General features: G+C 69.9%; 17 protein-coding genes. 7 read left to right on the forward strand and 10 right to left on the reverse strand.

Annotated elements, in window-relative coordinates; all coding sequences use genetic code 11:
- Nucleotides 1-3 precede the first annotated feature (3 nt).
- The 3 genes from GXW78_RS18625 (at nt 4) to GXW78_RS18635 (ending at nt 1,923) form a co-directional block, all read left to right on the forward strand.
- Nucleotides 4-189 carry a hypothetical protein gene (locus GXW78_RS18625; RefSeq protein ID WP_211870353.1) on the forward strand — a complete coding sequence of 62 codons (186 nt, stop codon included), beginning with the start codon at nt 4-6 and terminating at the stop codon, nt 187-189.
- A 115-nt stretch (nt 190-304) separates the two neighbouring features.
- Entirely contained in the window at nt 305-1,162 is an 858-nt protein-coding gene (locus tag GXW78_RS18630) for a DMT family transporter (RefSeq protein WP_211870354.1), read from the forward strand.
- Nucleotides 1,159-1,923, forward strand: a complete 765-nt coding sequence (locus GXW78_RS18635; RefSeq protein ID WP_211870358.1) for an alpha/beta fold hydrolase — start codon at nt 1,159-1,161, stop codon at nt 1,921-1,923. Before GXW78_RS18630 ends, GXW78_RS18635 begins: the two co-directional genes overlap by 4 nt.
- 90 nt (nt 1,924-2,013) lie before the next feature.
- On the opposite strand, the gene GXW78_RS18640 is transcribed toward GXW78_RS18635, so the two are convergent.
- The 5 genes from GXW78_RS18640 to GXW78_RS18660 are packed head-to-tail and all read right to left on the reverse strand — an operon-like array spanning nt 2,014 to nt 7,832.
- The gene (locus tag GXW78_RS18640; protein WP_211870360.1) at nt 2,014-2,448 is read right to left on the reverse strand and encodes a MaoC family dehydratase; all 435 of its coding nucleotides are present in this window, start codon (nt 2,446-2,448) and stop codon (nt 2,014-2,016) included.
- Complete coding sequence (locus GXW78_RS18645; protein ID WP_211870362.1) at nt 2,445-3,977, reverse strand: acyl CoA:acetate/3-ketoacid CoA transferase; 1,533 nt, start codon at nt 3,975-3,977, stop codon at nt 2,445-2,447. Before GXW78_RS18645 ends, GXW78_RS18640 begins: the two co-directional genes overlap by 4 nt.
- Complete coding sequence (locus tag GXW78_RS28060) at nt 3,974-5,974, reverse strand: ABC transporter ATP-binding protein (RefSeq protein WP_338147784.1); 2,001 nt, start codon at nt 5,972-5,974, stop codon at nt 3,974-3,976. Before GXW78_RS28060 ends, GXW78_RS18645 begins: the two co-directional genes overlap by 4 nt.
- Entirely contained in the window at nt 5,971-6,825 is an 855-nt protein-coding gene (locus GXW78_RS18655; protein WP_246522374.1) for an ABC transporter permease, read from the reverse strand. Before GXW78_RS18655 ends, GXW78_RS28060 begins: the two co-directional genes overlap by 4 nt.
- Entirely contained in the window at nt 6,822-7,832 is a 1,011-nt protein-coding gene (locus tag GXW78_RS18660) for an ABC transporter permease (protein ID WP_211870363.1), read from the reverse strand. Before GXW78_RS18660 ends, GXW78_RS18655 begins: the two co-directional genes overlap by 4 nt.
- 85 nt (nt 7,833-7,917) lie before the next feature.
- Between GXW78_RS18660 and GXW78_RS18665 the strand changes: the two genes are divergently transcribed.
- Complete coding sequence (locus GXW78_RS18665) at nt 7,918-8,673, forward strand: enoyl-CoA hydratase/isomerase family protein (RefSeq protein WP_338147785.1); 756 nt, start codon at nt 7,918-7,920, stop codon at nt 8,671-8,673.
- On the opposite strand, the gene GXW78_RS18670 is transcribed toward GXW78_RS18665, so the two are convergent.
- The gene (locus GXW78_RS18670; RefSeq protein ID WP_211870365.1) at nt 8,670-10,280 is read right to left on the reverse strand and encodes an ABC transporter substrate-binding protein; all 1,611 of its coding nucleotides are present in this window, start codon (nt 10,278-10,280) and stop codon (nt 8,670-8,672) included. The genes GXW78_RS18665 and GXW78_RS18670 overlap by 4 nt on opposite strands.
- Nucleotides 10,281-10,386: 106 nt before the next feature.
- On the opposite strand from GXW78_RS18670, the gene GXW78_RS18675 reads away from it, so the two are divergent.
- From GXW78_RS18675 to GXW78_RS18685, 3 genes are read left to right on the forward strand one after another with little or no spacing between them, the layout of a single operon-like run.
- Entirely contained in the window at nt 10,387-11,388 is a 1,002-nt protein-coding gene (locus GXW78_RS18675) for a Gfo/Idh/MocA family protein (RefSeq protein WP_211870367.1), read from the forward strand.
- Nucleotides 11,385-12,185: a shikimate dehydrogenase family protein gene (locus GXW78_RS18680; RefSeq protein WP_211870368.1), complete on the forward strand. Its 801-nt coding sequence runs from the start codon at nt 11,385-11,387 to the stop codon at nt 12,183-12,185. Before GXW78_RS18675 ends, GXW78_RS18680 begins: the two co-directional genes overlap by 4 nt.
- A complete protein-coding gene (locus GXW78_RS18685) occupies nt 12,182-12,646 on the forward strand; it encodes a MaoC family dehydratase (RefSeq protein WP_211870369.1) in 465 nt (154 codons plus the stop codon). The genes GXW78_RS18680 and GXW78_RS18685 overlap by 4 nt, the downstream gene beginning before the upstream one ends.
- Here GXW78_RS18685 and GXW78_RS18690 read toward each other — a convergent pair.
- From GXW78_RS18690 to GXW78_RS18705, 4 genes are all read right to left on the reverse strand, one after another.
- Nucleotides 12,621-13,778: an acyl-CoA dehydrogenase family protein gene (locus GXW78_RS18690; protein ID WP_246522376.1), complete on the reverse strand. Its 1,158-nt coding sequence runs from the start codon at nt 13,776-13,778 to the stop codon at nt 12,621-12,623. The two genes, GXW78_RS18685 and GXW78_RS18690, sit on opposite strands and share 26 nt — an antisense overlap.
- 56 nt (nt 13,779-13,834) lie before the next feature.
- Entirely contained in the window at nt 13,835-14,707 is an 873-nt protein-coding gene (locus GXW78_RS18695; protein WP_211870370.1) for a metallophosphoesterase, read from the reverse strand.
- Between the two features lie 64 nt (nt 14,708-14,771).
- The gene (locus GXW78_RS18700; protein ID WP_408904199.1) at nt 14,772-15,419 is read right to left on the reverse strand and encodes a DNA-3-methyladenine glycosylase family protein; all 648 of its coding nucleotides are present in this window, start codon (nt 15,417-15,419) and stop codon (nt 14,772-14,774) included.
- The gene (locus GXW78_RS18705; RefSeq protein ID WP_211870374.1) at nt 15,416-16,693 is read right to left on the reverse strand and encodes a TRAP transporter large permease; all 1,278 of its coding nucleotides are present in this window, start codon (nt 16,691-16,693) and stop codon (nt 15,416-15,418) included. The genes GXW78_RS18700 and GXW78_RS18705 overlap by 4 nt, the downstream gene beginning before the upstream one ends.
- Nucleotides 16,694-16,723 lie beyond the last annotated feature (30 nt).

The raw sequence follows: 16,723 nt of genomic DNA on the forward strand, positions 1-16,723 counted from the left end.
ATCATGTTTTTTGCACTGATCGCCGTGGTCGCCGTGCTCGCGCTGGCCATCGGTCGGCAGCCGCGCGGCCCGATGCGGGCGCTTGCCGCCGGCATCGCAGTTCTGGCGCTGTGCAGCGCCGCGATGGTCAGGCTGCGCGCGGGCAATCTTCCCGGCCATCGGCCGCGGCGTTGGCGCAGCGCATCCTGATTGACGAATTCATCGGCGGGCCGCTTTCCAAAAAGCCGCGCATGCGCTCAGATTGGCACGGAAGCTGCGGAGGCGCGGCGATACGTCGAACGGACCGGGACGGATTGCGAGAACGATGCGCTCGGCCCTGCATCTCCTGATTGTGGCGATCCTGCTGTTCGGCGGCGCCTGGCCCGTCACGAAGGCTGCATTGGCGCACGCGACGCCGATGTGGTTCGCGGTCGGCCGCGCCGGGCTTGCGGCGCTCGTGTCGGCGGGGGTCCTTGCGGCACTCGGACGGCTGCATCTGCCGCATCGTCGCGACATGGCCTCGGTGCTCGCGCTCGGACTGCTGCAACTCGGCGCCTTCTTCGTGCTCGCCCATGCCGCCGTGTCCCTCGTGCAGGCGGGCCGGACGGCAATCATCTCGGCAGTGGTGACCTATTGGCTCATTCCACTATCGGTCTTCGTGCTGGGGGAAAAGGTACCCGCGCATCGCTGGGCCGCGGCAGGACTCGGCCTGGCGGGCGTCGCGGTGCTGGCAGGCCCCTGGGCGGTTGACTGGGCCGATCCCAATCAGCTTCTCGGCCATCTCATGCTCGTGCTGGCGGCGCTGTTCTGGACGCTCGCCATCATCACCACGCGGCGCTTCCCGCCGCACAGCCCGATCTTCGAACTGCTGCCCTGGTGCTTCGCGCTGGCGACGGTGCTGATCCTGCCCTTCGCGCTGGTGCTGGAACCGGCGGGCGGCATCTTCGGACCGTCCTGGCCATACATGCTCTACATCGGGCTGATCGTCGCACCGATCGGGACCTGGTGCGTCATCGAGGTCGGGCGCCGGCTGCCCGGCGCCGTCGCCTCGGTGGCCTTCCTGCTGGTGCCGGCCTTCGGCGTACTCGTCAGCAATCTCTGGCTGGGCGAGCCGCTGGGCTGGGACATGCTGCTGGGCGGCGGGCTGATCGTCGCCTCGGTCGTGCTGGCGTCGCGCCGATGAAGCTCGCGCTATCCGAAGCAGGGGAGGGCCCGCCGCTGATCCTCCTGCACGGGTTGTTCGGCGCCGGACAGAACTGGGGCGGCATCCGCCGGGCGCTGGCGCCGCGGTTCCGTGTGCTGACGCCGGACCTGCGCAACCATGGTACCTCTCCGCGCGCTGCGGCGATGGACTACGCCACCATGGCCGAGGACATCGTCGAGACGATGCACGCCGCCGGCCTGTCGCGGGCTGCGGTGCTCGGCCATTCGATGGGCGGCAAGGTGGCGATGGCGCTGGCGCTGGCGCACCCCGATCGCGTGGAGCGGCTGGTTGTCGCCGACATCGCGCCGATACGCTACAAACCCACGCTGCGCGGCTACATCGACGCCATGCAGGCGGTCCCGCTGCGCCCCGGCCTGACGCGCAAGGATGCCGATGCGGCGCTGGCCGCGGCCGTCCCGGAAGCGGGCATCCGGGCCTTCCTGCTGCAAAGCCTGCGCTTCGAGGAAGACCCGCCATCCTGGCGCCTCGGCCTGCCGGAACTTGCCGCCGCCATGCCGGTCATCGAGGATTTCGATCCGCCCGCGGGCGCGCGATATGACGGCCCGGTGCTGGTCATGGGCGGCGCCCTGTCGCCCTACATCAGGCCGGAGCATCACGACGCCTTTCGCGCGCTGTTCCCGCACGCGACCTTCGCGACGGTCCCCAAGGCAGGCCACTGGATCCATGCCGAGAACCCGCAGGGCTTCCTGGAGGCGCTGGAGCCGTTCCTCGCCGGTTAGAGCCGATCGCATTCGGCTTGAGGCATCAGCGCACGCGACGATGCTCGCGCGACGGAAGGCCGGCGCAGGCGGCCTGAGCGCGAGCGACCTCTAGGCCGGCGCCACCCAGGCGAGGATATGGGTGCCGACCAGGCAGGTCTCGCCGTCCTGGTTCACCACCTCCAGCCGCGCGCGCGTCCGGCCCCGCGCGTCGTCCACCTCCTCGATGACGTAGCGGGCGGTCAGAGTCTCCCCGGCGAAGACGGGCCGGGTGAAGCGGATGCGGTCATACCCGGCCGAGACCGGCGTCCCGGCGGCCCCGCGCGCGACGGAACGGCGCGACATCATGCTCGCTGTCGTGGACAGCAGCCCCATCACAAGCGCCCCATGCGCGATGCAGCGCCCGAACGCCGTGCGCGCCGCGAAATCCGGGTCGGTATGCACCGGATCGTCGTCGCCGCTGATGCGGGCGAAGGCGGCGATGTCCTCCGCCCCGATGGTCCGCATGTACTCGGCCGCCTCGCCGGCTTCGAGCCAAGTCTTCACGCCAGCCGCGCCGCCGCCGCGCGGCCCGGCCGCGGCTTCAACCGCGCCGCCAGCCCCATCGGCCCATCCGCGAACAGCGCCGCGTCCATCGTCCTCAGGGAGGGCGACACGGCGGGCCGGAAGTCCATCGCGCCGATCACCTCCTCGACCGCGAGGCCCGGCGCGATCTCCATGAGTTCCGGCCCATCTTCGCCAAGCCGGAACACGGCGCGTTCCGTCACATACAACACCTGTTGCCCCCGCTCCCGCGCATAGGGGCCGGAGAAGGAGATCTGTTCCACCTGCCGCACAGCCTTCTTCGAATCCCCGGCCGTCAGCGTGCCGCCGAACACGACGCGCCCCGCCCCCTGGCTGATGTTCACGAATCCGCCCGGCCCGACGATCCGCCCGCCGAAGCGCGAGACGTTCACGTTCCCTGCCGCATCGAATTCCGCGAAGGACAGGAAGGCGAGGTCGAGCCCGCCGCCATCGTAGAAATCGAACTGATAGGGCTGGTCGATCTGCGCATCCGGGCTGCTTGCCGCGCCTGCCTCGTTCCCGCTCGCCGGCGCGCCGCCGATGTTGCCCTGCTCGTTGGTCAGGCAGATGCGGTCCAGCATCGCTTCCTCCGCCGCGACATTGGCGATGCCCGTGGAGATCCCCGAACCGAGGTTGCAGATCGCGCCTTCGAACAGTTCCATCGCGCCACGCCGCGCGACGATGCGCCGCGGCCCGGGCGGCAGGCGTGGCACCTCGTCCAGCGCCACGCGGTGATGACCGGAATAGGCGAGGCTGTCCTGCGTCTCGTAGGTCTGCCATTGCTCCGGCACGATGACGAAGGCATCGATCAGGATACCCGGCACCTTGACCATCTTCGGATGCAGCGTGCCGCGGGCTACCCGCCGCTTCGCCTGCGCGATCACCGGCGCGCCCTGCCGCCGCGCCGCCTGCGCGATGGACAGCATCTCGAGCGTCACCGCCTCATGCTCCATCGAGAGGTTGCCGGCCTCGTCGATCGCCGAGCCGCGGATGAAGGCGACGTCGATCCTGTAGGGCCTGTAGAACAGGTACTCCTCGCCGTGCAGCGTCAGGACCTCGATCAGATCCTCGGTCGCTCGCCGGCTCTGCCGCCCGCCGCCGATGCGCGGATCGATGAAGGTGCGCAGCCCCACCTTGGTCAGCAACCCCGCGCGCCCCGCCGCCATTTCCCGCATCAGCTGCGACAGCGCGCCCTGCGGCAGCGTGTAGGCCTCGATCTTCTCGTCCAGCGCGAGGCGCGCGATGCCCGGGCTGTTGACGAAGGTCCCGGAGACGACACGCTTCAGCAGCCCATCCTGCGCCAGGTGCCCCGCGCCGCGCGTCTTGCCATCGCCCAGGCCCACCGGATGCAGCGCCGTGATGCCGCGCGGCGCTCCCGTATCGCGGAAGCGATTGCCGACCGCCTCCAGCAACGCATCCGGCACGGCATGCCCGCCGCCCGAACCGCCGATCAGCGGCGTGTCCCCGTCACGCAAGGTGGCCGCCGCCTGTTCCGCGGTGATCTGTCTCATGCGGCTCCCTTCAGCGATCCCGGCGCGTGGCACAGCACGCGATGGCCGGGTGCGATCTCCGTCAGCGGCGGCGGCTCGGCGCAGACGCGCTGCGCCACCGGGCAGCGCGCCCGGAAGGCGCAGCCCTGAGGCAGGCGCAGCGTCGAGGGTGGCTCACCGCCCAGCACGATGCGCTGCCGCCCCGGTTCCGGCACCGCCGAGAGCAGCGACACCGTGTACGGATGCGCCGGATGCGCGAACAGCTCGCGCGCCGGCGCTTCCTCGACGATGCGTCCGAGATACATCACCGCGACCCGGTCGCAGAAGGCGCGCACCACCGCGAGGTCATGCGCGATGAACAGATAGGCGAGACCCATCCGTTCCCGCAGGTCGAGCATCAGGTTCAGCACCTGCGCCTGCACATTCACGTCGAGCGCCGAGACGGGCTCATCCGCCACGATCAGCGATGGTTCCAGGGCCAGCGCGCGCGCGATGGAAATGCGCTGTCGCTGCCCCCCCGAGAACTCATGCGGGAAGCGCGCCGCCCAAGCGGGGTTCAGCCCGACCAGCTCGAGCAGCGAAGCTATGCGTCCGGCCGCTTCCGCGGGCGATGCAGCGCGGCCGTGCACCAGCAGCGGCTCCGCCAGGATATCCCCCACCCGCATGCGCGGGTTCAGCGACGCATAGGGGTCCTGGAACACCATCTGCAGCCGCGGCCGCAACCGGCGCAGCGCCTCTCCGTTCAGCGTCGCGATGTCCTGCCCGTCGAAGCGGATGTCGCCGGCATCGGGCCGGTGCAACCGCGTAACCAGACGCGCGAGCGTCGACTTGCCGCAGCCGCTCTCGCCCACGATGCCGAGCCGCTCGCCCGGCATGACGTGCAACGACACGCCGTTCACCGCATGCACCACCTCCCGCGTGCCGAAGAACGTCTTCTTCGGCAAGGGGAAGTGCTTCACCAAGTCCCGCGCGACGAGCAACGGCTCCCGCGTCGATGGCTGCGGCGGCTTGGCATGGAGGGGTTCGGTGCGCGGCGGCAGGCGGCGCCCGTCCGCCGTCACCCAGCAGCGCGCCAAGCGCCCTGGCGCCACCTCGACCAGCGGCGGGCGTTCCGCGCCGCAGCGCGAGAGGCGCCACGGGCAGCGCGGCATGAAGCGGCAGCCGGCCGGCATCGCCAGCGGATCGGGCGGTGCCCCCTCAATGCCCGGCAGCCGCTCCGCGACCGGCGAATCCAGCCGCGGCACCGCATTCGCCAGCGCCCAGGCGTAAGGGTGGCGCGGGTCCTCCAGCACGGCAGCGGTGGGGCCTTCCTCCACCACCTCACCGGCATACATCACGACGATCCGCTGGCAGATGGTGCCGATCACGCCCAGGTCGTGGCTGATCAGCACGATCGCCGTGCCGAACTTCTCGTTGAGGTTGCCCAGCAGGTCGAGGATCTGCGCCTGGATCGTCACGTCCAGCGCAGTGGTCGGCTCGTCCGCGATCAGCAGCTTCGGGTCGTTCGCCATCCCGATCCCGATCATCACGCGCTGGCGCATGCCGCCCGAGAACTGGTGTGGATAGGACGCGGCGGCGCGCTCGGGTGAGGCGACGCCCATCCGCCGAAGCAGGTCGATGCCGTGCCGCCGCGCCGCGCGCCGGTCCATGCGGCCATGCGCGACGACGTGTTCCGTCACTTGCCGCAGGATGCGGATCACCGGGTTCAGCCCCGTCAGCGAATCCTGGAACACCATCGCCGCGCCGGCGCCGCGCCAGGCCGTGAGCTGGCGCCGCGACATGGTCAGCACGTCGCGCCCCTCGAACAGGACCTCGCCGCCTTCGATCCGCGCCGGCGGGTCCAGCAGCCGCATCAGCGATTGCGCGGTGACCGACTTGCCCGAGCCGCTTTCACCGACGATGCCGAGCGTCTCCCCCTTGCCGACGGCGAAGGACACGCCATCCACCGCGCGCACGGGCCCGGCATCGGTATGGAACACCGTGACGAGGCCCCGGACATCGAGGACGGGGGCGCTCACCGGCTGGCCGCCTTCGGGTCGAGCCAGTCGCGCAACCCGTCGCCCAGGAAGTTGAAGCCCACGACGACGGACAGGATCGCGATGCCCGGGAACGTCGCGACCCACCATTGCTCGACCAGCTCGCGCCCCTCCGCGATCATCGACCCCCATTCCGGCGTCGGCGGCACCACCCCAAGGCCGAGGAATGACAGCCCCGCGAAGGTCAGGATCGCGATGCCGAGGTCGAGCGTGCACAGCACCGCGATCGGCCCAAAGGTGTTCGGCAGGACGTGACGGGTCAGGATGCGCCGCTGCGGCAGGCCGACCACCGTCGCTGCCTCCACATATTCCTGGCTGCGCTGCACGATCGCGAGGCTGCGCGCGAGGCGCGCGAATTTCGGCCACCACACCACCAGCATGGCGATGATGGTGTTCGTCGTCCCGATGCCGAGCGCGGCGGCCAAGGCAAGCGCGAGGATGATCGGCGGGAAGCACAGGACGAGGTCGGTGAAGCGCATCAGCGCCTCCTCCCCCCAGCCGCGCAGCCAGGCGGCGATGATGCCGACGGCTGTGCCGAACGCCGCCCCGATCAGCACGACCGAGAAGCCGGCAAGCAGCGACACGCGCGACCCGTAGATCAGTCGCGACAGGACATCCCGCCCGAGGATGTCGGTGCCGAGCCAATGCTGCGCGGATGGCGCCGCGAGGCGGTTCGCGATGTCCTGTGCCTCCGGCGGGAACGGAGCGATCCATGGCGCGAAGATCGCCACCAGGATCCACCCGGCAACGATCGCGCCGCCCGCCCAGGCGAGGCCGTAGCGCCGGAGGCGCCGCCGCAGCCGCGATGCCGGCATCGCCGCCGTCGCGCTCAACGCCGCACCCGCGGATCGAGCATCGCATAGGACAGGTCGACGAGCAGGTTCACCAGCAGGTAGGTCGCCGACACCACCAGCGTGATCCCCATGATCGCCGGGAAATCGAGCGCCGCGGCCGACCGGAACGTGTACCGCCCGAGGCCCGGCCAGGCGAAGATCGTCTCCGTCATCACGGCGCCCGTCAGCAGGTTCGCATAGGCGAGGCCACCCAGCGTCACCACCGGCACCAGCGCATTGCGCAGCGCATGGTGCAGCACCACGACGCGCTCCTTCATGCCCTTGGCCCGGGCCACCCGCACATAGTCCTGATGCAGGCATTCGAGCATCGCGGCCCGTGTCGTGCGCGTGATCAGCCCGAGCGTCGCCGCCGCCAGCACGATGGCCGGCAGCACGAGATGCGCGGCGGCGTCCTGGAAGGTCTCCCAATCCCCCGCCATCGCCGTATCCCACAGGAAGAATCCCGTGCCGCCCTCAGGCGGGAAGGCGATGGGGTCGAGCCGTCCCGGCCCCGGCGCCCAGCCGAGCCAGCCATAGAAGATCGCCAGCACGATGAAGGCGAGCCAGAAGGTCGGCGCCGAGACGCCGAGCAGCGACACCGCCCGCGCCACCGCATCCACAGCGCTGTCCCGCCACACCGCCGCCGCGACGCCGAGCGGGATGCCGATGACCAGCGCCAGCAGGAACGAGACGGTCGCCAACTCGATCGTCGCCGGCGCGTACTGCACGATGTCCTCGAGCACCGGGCGTCGCGTTGCGATGGAGATACCCAGATCCCCGTGCAGCAGCCCGTTCAAGAAGATCCAGTACCGGTCCCACAACGGCAGATCGAGGCCCCACTTCGCCCGCCACTGCGCCACGACGGCGGGGTCCGAGGCGAGGATGTCGCCCAGCTGCGCCAGCACCGGATCGCCCGGCACGAAATTGGAGATGAGGAAGATGACGCCGCTCGCGAGCAGCGCCATCACGACAGCCGAGACGAGTCTGATCGCGACGTATCGCAGCACGCAGACATATCCTTCCCTTGGCAGGCATGCTGCACTTGTCCTGATGCGACAATCAAGATGTTGGAGGAAGGCGATGGATGGCGCGGTGACGACGACCCTGCACGGCGCGGTGGCGGAACTGCTGCTGGACCGCCCCGCGAAGCACAACGCCGTCACGCCAGCGATGGCGGCAGCGATCGCGGAAGCCGCCCGGTCGCTCGATTCCGACGACGCCGTGCGGGTCGTGCTGCTGCGCGGGGCAGGGGAGCGGGCGTTCTGCGCCGGCAGCGACCTGAATTCGCTCGCCGCTTATCCCAGCACATGGCATTTCCGTAACCGCGTGGAGTACGCGACGGCCATCCGCACCATTCGCAAGCCGGTGATCGCGGCCCTTCAGGGCTGGACGCTCGGCGGCGGCGCCGAGATGGCGCTGGGCGCGGATATCCGCATCGCGGCGGAAGGCACGCGCTTCGGCTTCCCTGAAGTCACGCGCGGCTGGGTCGGCGGCGGCGGTGCCTCGCAGATGCTGCCGCGCATGATCGGTGCCGCGCGCGCCATGCGCATGCTGATGACCGGCGACCCGATCGAAGCGGCGGAAGCGCAGGTACTCGGCCTGTTCGACAGCGTCGTGCCGCAGGCCGACCTTCTGGCGACAGCGATGGCCATGGCGGGGAAGATTGCCGGCTTCAGCCCCGTCGCCGTCCAGTCGGTGAAAGCGTCCGTCCGGATGGCGATGGAAGCGCCGCTGACCGCCGGCCTGCTCTACGAGAACGAGATGAACGTCCTCTGCTTCTCGGCCGGCGACCACCTGGAAGGGATCCGCGCCTTCGCCGAGAAGCGGGGCGCAGCCTTCTCCCGCTAGGCTGGCCGCACCTGGCCGGTTTCGAGCTGCCACCCCGCCGCCGTCAGCGGAAAGGCGCCGATCGTGTTGCGCACGGCGATCTGGTAGGTCGGCTGGAACAGGATGAAATGGTGGGCGACGTCCACCACCCCGCGCTGCCATTCCACCCAGAGCCCCGCGGCCTTCTCGAGATCCTGTTCCTCCGACGCCCGCTTCACGAGGTCCGTCATCGCCTGCGGCACGGTCCAGTGCACGCGCCGCGCAACGCGCTCCACCACCGCCGAGGCCCAGAGATCGTTCGACACCGCCGGCGGATTCCAGAAGGTGAGCACACCGCCCGCCATGCGCCCCTGCGTGTAGACCGTCCGCAGGTTCACCTGGTCCATCGGGTTCAGCCGCACGCGGATGCCGACGCGGGCAAGGTCCGCCTGCAGCTTCTGCCCCAGCACCTGGTACGAGATCCCGGCGACGGCCGCGTTGCCGTAGGCGATCTCCATCTCGAACCCGTCCGGCGCGCCGGCCTGCTGCAGCAGCTGCCGCGCGCGGTCGAGATTGGTGTTGAACCCGACCTCCCGCGCGATGCGCTCCGTGCTGCCATTCACCCCGATCGGCAGGAAATGCGCCGGCCGCACCGCGGCGCCGCCGAGCAGATTGCCGAGGATGCCGTCATAATCGATGGCGTGGCCGATCGCGTGCCGCGCTTCCTTCTTCGCCAGCACCGGGTTCGCCTGCGGATTCTCGGTCACGGCCATGTAGACGAAATCGAGGCTCGGCATGCGGTCCATGCGCACCGCGCTTTCCGTGCGCAGCGTCGCGATCTGCTCAGGGATCAGGTTGAACGCCGCCTGCACATCCCCGCGCCGCACGGCGAGCAACTGCGCCGCGCTGTCCGACAGATGCCGGATGATGACGCGCTCGAACGGCGATGCCGGCCCCCAGTAGTGCGGGTTGCGCACAAGTTGGATCTGCGCGTTGCGTTCCCACCGCACCAGCCGGAAGGCGCCGGTACCGGCCGAGTTGTTGTTCAGCCAGTCGGTCGCCTTGTCGGTCTGCTGCGCATCCGCGGCATCCGTGCCGCCCTGCGCCATCACCGCGGCCTTCTCCAGGATGCCGTTGCCCGGCGCGGCGAGGATCGACAGCACCGGTGCATTCGGGGCGTTCATGATGAAGTCGACGGTCCTGGGATCGACGACTTCCACGCGATCGACCGACTTCAGATACTGCTGCGTCTGCTCCTTCATGTGGAGCAGGCGCATGAAGGTCCAGCGGACGTCCTCGGCCGTCAGCGGATTGCCGGAGGCGAACTTCACCCCGTCCCGCAGCGTGAAGCGCCAGCCGCGCCCATCGGGTGTACGCTGCCAGGCGGTCGCGAGGGACGGCTTAACATTAACCAGATCATCCGGCGTCAGCGTGACCAGCGCGTCATAGGTCGCGGCCAGCGTCATCGGCGGCGTGTACTGCGCCTGGCGCACCGGATCGAGCGTGATGGTGTCGCTGATGTCGATGCCGAGCACCAGCGTCGTGTTACGCGATTGCGCCAGGACCTTCTCGGGCAGCATCGGCAGCGCCGCGGCCGACAGGCCCAGCATGCGCGCGAGCGTGCGCCGGTCGATGACCGTCGTCGTCATGGATGAATCCTCTCCTGCGGACCCTTGTCTCGGGTCTTGCCGGGGCGCAGCCTAGCGCCCGCCAACAACGGCGTGGAAGCCGGAATCGACAGGGGAGAGAGACGCCATGGCGATCGGCGTCGGCATCATCGGCCTCGGCATGGCCGTGACGCCGCATTTGCTCGCATTGCGCGAACTCGAAGCCGCGGGACGCACGCGCATCGTGGGCGGCCACGCTCCGTCGGCATCGCGACGGGACGGCTTCGCGGCGCGCTGGGCCACCCCGGTCTTCGACAGCCTCGACGGCATCCTCGGCGCGCCGGGCCTCGACCTCGTGCTGATCCTCGCCCCCCCGGGCGAACACCTATCGCTCGCCGAACGCGCCGCCGCCGCAGGCAAGCACATGATCGTCGAGAAGCCGCTGGAACTGACCGTTGCCCGTGCGGAGGCGCTGGCCGCCACCGCGGAACGCGCCGGCGTGCGGGCTTCCGTCTGCTTCCAGCACCGCTTCCGCCCCGGCGCCCTGGAACTCGCACGGCGCCTGCGCGACGGTAAGCTCGGCGCGCCGCTCAGCGCCTCCGCCTCCATCCGCTGGTGGCGCGATGCCGCCTACTTCGCGCAGCCGGGCCGGGGCACCGTGGCGCGCGACGGCGGCGGCGTGCTGCTGACCCAGGCGATCCACACCATCGACCTGCTGCTGCACCTGATGGGTCCGGTGCAGGCGGTGACGGGCTTCGCGCAGAACGCCGGCATCCGCGCCAACGACACGGAGGATGTTGCCGCCGCCGCCATCCGCTTCGCGAACGGCGCGCTCGGCGTGATCGACGCCACCACCGTCGCGCGCCCCGGCTTCCCGGAACGCATCGAGATCGCCGGCACCAAGGCCAGCGCATTGCTGATCGGCAATCGTCTGGAATGGTATGCCGGCGACAACCCGCCGGAGGTCATCGACCCCGGCGCGGGCACCGGCGGCGGTGCCGACCCCATGGCCTTCGACCACGGACCGCATCGCGCCCTGATCGCCGAGATGCTCGATGCCATCGAGCAGAACCGCGCTCCGTCCAACGACGCGCGCAGCGCGCTGCACGTCCAGCGTCTCATCGAGAGCTGGCTGGGGAGCCGCCCATGACCATCACCGGTGCCACGCGGCTGCTGGCGATCATCGGCGATCCGGTGGCGCCGCTGCGCTCCCCGGCCTTCTTCAACGCGGCCTTCGCGCGGATGGGGCGCGACATCGCCTTCGTCGCTTTTCAGATCCCTGCCGGCGCGCTGGAACGGTCCTGGCCGGCCTTCGAGGCGATGACGAATCTGGACGGCATCGTGATCACCATGCCGCACAAGGAAGCGGTGATGCCCCTCCTGTCAGACCTAGGCCCGACCGCGCGGCTGACGCAGTCGGTGAACACCATCCGGCGCCGTCCCGATGGCAGCTTCGAAGGCGACATGTTCGACGGCGAGGGCTTTCGCGACGGCCTCGACCGAGCGGGCCACCCGCCGCGCGGCCGGCGCATCCTGCAGGTCGGCTGCGGCGCCGCGGGCACGGCCATCGCCTGCGCCCTGGCGCGCGCCGGCATGTCGGAACTCACCCTGCACGACACGTCCGCGGCGCGGACCGAGACCCTGGCCGCCCTGCTGCGCACCCACTTCCCGGCTACACGCATCGCTGCCGGACCGCCCGATCCGCGCGGCTTCGACATTGTGGTGAACGCCACGCCGCTCGGCCTGCGCCCTGGCGACCCGACCTCGATCGACCCGTCGCTGCTGACCGCATCACAGGTCGTCGCGGACGTGATCCCGAACCCCGAGGTCACGCCGCTGATCGCCGCCGCCCGCGCGATCGGCTGCGCCACAACTACCGGCCGCGACATGCACGAAGGCCAGGCGCGGCTGGCGGCCGCCTATCTCGGCATCGAGGGTTGGTCATGAACGACGGGCGCCTGCTCTACGACGACATTGCCGAGGACCTCGCCTGGGAGACGCCGGGCATCACCGTCACGGAAAGCCACATCTTCGCCTTCGCCGGGCTGTCCGGCGATTTCTATGAGATCCATGTCGATGACGACTATGCGCGCGCCCTAGGCTATCCCGGCCGCGTCGCACATGGGATTCTCGGTCTTGCCTTGGCGGATGGGCTGAAGAACCGGTCGCCGGTGCGGCTGGCGGCGATTGTCTCACTCGGCTGGCGGTGGCGCTTCACGGGCGCGATCCTGGTGAACGACCGCGTGCATGCTCGCATCAAGGTGGTGGGCAAGCGCACCACGCGCCATGCCGACCGCGGCATCGTCACGCTGGATCTCACGCTGTTCAACCAGAAAAGCGAGACCGTCCAGGCCGGCGAGAACGACCTGATGGTGCATCGCGCTACCCAAGCAGCGTTCGCGCCATGATCATCCGTTGGATCTGGTTCGTCCCTTCATAGATCTGCGTAATCTTCGCGTCGCGATACAGCCGCTCGACCCGCACGCCGCGGATGTAGCCGGACCCGCCATGAATCTGCACTGCATCGGCCGTGCGCGCGACCGCCGCATCCGCCGCAAAGCACTTCGCCATGCTGGCCGCGAGCGTCGCCCGCCCGCCGGCATCGAGCAGGCGCGCGGCTTCCACGATCATCAGCCGTGCCGCCTGGATATCCTTCGCCATGTCGGCAACCATCCACTGCACCGCCTGGAACTCGGCGATCGGCTTGCCGAACTGCTCGCGCTGCTTCGCCTGGGCGATGCTGTCCTCCAGCGCCGCCATCAGGATGCCGAGCGCGAGCGCCGCGATCCCGACCCGCCCCTTGTCGAGCACCGACATCATCATGTGGAAGCCGCGTCCCTCCACGCCGAGCAGCGCCCCCGCCGGCAGGCGAACATCCTCGAAGGTCAGGCCGCCGACGGGGGAGGCGCGCTGCCCCATCTTGTGCTCCTTGCGGCCGCGCGACACGCCCGCCGCATCTAGATCGACCAGGAACACCGACATGCCGCGATGCGCGGCGGCCAGATCGGTTCGCGCCAGCACTGCGGCGAAGTCCGCCACCGGCGCGTTGTGGATCCACAGCTTTGCCCCATTGAGCACCCAGCCATCGCCGTCGCGCCGCGCCGTCGTCTTCAGCGACCCGCCTAGGTCCGACCCGGCGCCAGCCTCCGTCAGCGCGTAGGCGCAGCGCCGCTCCGCCTTCAACAGCGGTCCGAGATAGCGCGCCTGCTGCGCGGCCGTGCCATGCTGCGTCAGCAGCGTGCCCAGCAGCTCCACCAGCCCCACCTGGTCGGCAACCGAGGCATAGCCGCGCGACAATTCCTCCATCACCAGCGCATAGGCCAGTGCATCCGCCCCGGCGCCGCCCAGCGCCTCCGGTACGGTGATGCCAAACAACCCGGCCTCGGCCAGCTTGCGATAGAGATCGGCGGGGTAGGTCTCGCTCTCGTCCAGATCGGCAGCGCGCGGCGCGACTTCCGCCTGCGAGAAGCGCCGAGCGGCATCGCGCGTCGCCGCGTGCATCCCGGACAGGCCCTGCGCATCCAGCAGGTCGATGGTCATGCCGCTTCTCCCGGATCCCCCGGGAAGTCTGCACCGCGCGGCCGGCGCGCGTCACGTCAGGCGGTGATCTCGGTCAGCGTGATCTCGGGCGGCACGCCGAAGCGGATCGGCAACGTGCTGACGCCCAGCCCGCCCGACACGACCAGGTCGCGCCCTTCCTCCCGCACATGCCCATAGGCATAGCGGTTGCCGAGGCGCGAGGACGTCACCGGCGACCAGCCAAGCAGCCGCACCTGCCCGCCATGGGTGTGCCCGCTGAAGGTCACGGCGGCGCGGGCGGGCAGGACGGCGAAGATATCGGGCTCATGCGCCATCAGCAGCAACGGTGCATCGCCCGTTACCTGCCCCAGCATGCGCGGCACGTCGGCCGCGCCGCGCCCGACCCTGAACGCCCATTGCGAATCAAGCCCGCCGAGCAGCACAGGCCCCGCCTGGACGACCTCATTGGACAGCGTCCGGATGCCATGCCGCGCGAGCGCCCGGGCCATTGCCGGCACGGCGCCGGTGCCGCGGCGCATCGCCTCGGCATCTTCCCACCAATCATGGTTGCCGTTCACGGCAAAGACGCCGAGCGGCGCGCGCAGCCCGGCCAGCCGGCGCGCGACCGAATTGTGCGGCAACACCCGGTCGACGCCTCGGCAGGCAGGCCCGAAATCGCCCGTGAGCAGCACGAGGTCCGGCTTCAGCGCATTCGCCCGCTCGACGATCTGCTCGATCCGCGCCTCGTCCATGAACGGTGCGCCGGCGTGCAGGTCGCTCACCTGGGCTACGCGCAGTGTCAGCCCCGCCGGCCAGCCCGCAGGCCGCAGGTGGTGCTCCTGTACCCGCAGCCGCAGGAACGGCTCGACACCGAGGCCGTAGGCGCTGGTTGCCACACCGGCGACCGCCAACCCGCCCAGCGTCGCAATGATGCCCCGTCGGCCGATCATTGCCGCATATTGCACCGGCGAAGATGGCAAGCCCACGGCATCGCCGGCTGCATTCCGGCCCCGATCAGATGGCGGTGGGCGCGCGGAAGCGCCCTTCCTTCGACAGATCCGCCGCGCGCCAGAAGTACCAGGCCGCCGTGGTGCGATACGGCGCCCAGGCTTCCCCTATCGCCGCAAAGGCGCGCGGCTTGGGCTGCTCATCGAGCCGCGCCGCGACGCGATACCCCTCCCGCACGCCGAAATCGTCGACCGGCAGGATATCCGCCCGGCCGAGCGTGAAGATCAGCAGCATCTCCACGGTCCAGCGCCCGACGCCACGCAGCGGCAGCAGCCGTTCGACCAGCTCCTCATCGGTCAGCCGCCGCGCGGCGGCCCGCGTCGGCACCATCCCGGTGGCCGCCTTCTCCGCGATGTCGCGGATGGCGAGCACCTTGTTGCCAGACAGGCCGCAGGCCCGCATCTGTTCCGGCGTCAGCGCCAGTACCTCCTCCGGCGCCGGGAAGCCCTTCGGGCAGCAACAGGCGATGAAGCGGCCGAGGATCGCCTCCGCCGCCCGCCCATGCACTTGTTGGTGTGCGATGGCCCGCACCAGCGCTTCATAAGGCTGGCGCCGCGCCGGCGTCAGCGTGCAGGGCCCGACCTGGCGGATCACCGCCTTCATCATCGGGTCCCGTCGTAGGTGCTTCAGCGCCTCCGGCGTGCCGATGCTCACCGGAAGACGAGGTGCGGCAGCACCAGGGTGATGGCGGGGACGTAGGTGATAACCATCAGGCAAGCGAAGATCACGGCGATGAAGACCGCAAGCGGCTTCATCATCTTGTCGATGCTGCACCCCGCCACCTGCGCCGCCGCGAACAGGTTCACGCCGAAGGGCGGCGTGATCATGCCGAGCGCGAGGTTCACCACCATGATGGTACCGAAATGTACCCCGTCCACGCCCACCCGCACCGCGGCCTCATGCAGGATGGGCGCCAGCACGATGATCGAGGCCGAGGTCTCGACGAACATGCCCACCACGAACAGGAACAGGTTCACCACCAGCAGGTAGGCCGCCGGGCTGTCGAAGGATGTCGAAAGCCAGGCCGCCGCCGCGTCCGGCACGTTCTGCCGGTTCAGCAGCCAGGAGAACAGCGCCGCGCAGGCGATGATGAACATGATCACCGCGCTGCTGATCACCGATTTGCGGAATATCGGATACAGGTCCCGCAGCCCGATTTCCCGGTGCAGGAACATGCCCACGATCAGGGCGTAGACGACGGCGATGACCGAGGCCTCGGTCGGCGTGGTGATGCCGCCATAGATGCCGCCCAGCACCACCACCGGCATGATGAGCGCGAAGCCGGCCTGGCGCGTCGCGGTCAGGAAGGGCAGGCGGCCGACGCCGTCCTGCTTCCCCCAGCCCCTGATGCGGCACCAGATCAGCACGGTGACGATCAGCGCCCCGCCGATCAGGATCCCCGGGCCGAAGCCGGCGATAAACAGTTCCGGGATCGAGGTCTGCGTCGTCACGCCATAGAGGATCATCGGGATCGAGGGCGGGATGACCACGCCGAGTTCCGCCGCCGTCGCCTGCAGCGCGGCGGCGAAGGCCACGGGATAGCCCGCCCGCACCAGCGCCGGGATCATAATCGCGCCGATCGCGAAGGTGGTCGCGACCGAGGACCCGCTGATCGCCGCGAAGATCATGCAGGTGACGACGCAGGTGGCCGGCAGCCCGCCCTGCACCCCGCCCACGATCGACCGCGCGAACTCGACGAGCCGGCGGGAGATGCCGCCGACATCCATCACGTTCCCCGCCAGGATGAAGAACGGGATGGCCGCGAGCGGAAACTTGTCCAGCGCCACGAACAACTGCTGCGCCGCGACGATCAGCGGGAAGCTGGTGAAGCCGGCGATGCCGACGATGGCGGCGATGCCGATCGCGATGGCGACCGGGATGCTGATGGCGAACAGCACCAGCATCGTGGTGAGCATGGCCGGGCTCATGGCGCGATCGCTCCCGCCGTCCGGTTCCTG

The sequence above is a fragment of the Neoroseomonas terrae genome, assembly GCF_018129025.1.
Taxonomy (GTDB): Bacteria; Pseudomonadota; Alphaproteobacteria; order Acetobacterales; family Acetobacteraceae; genus Neoroseomonas; species Neoroseomonas terrae.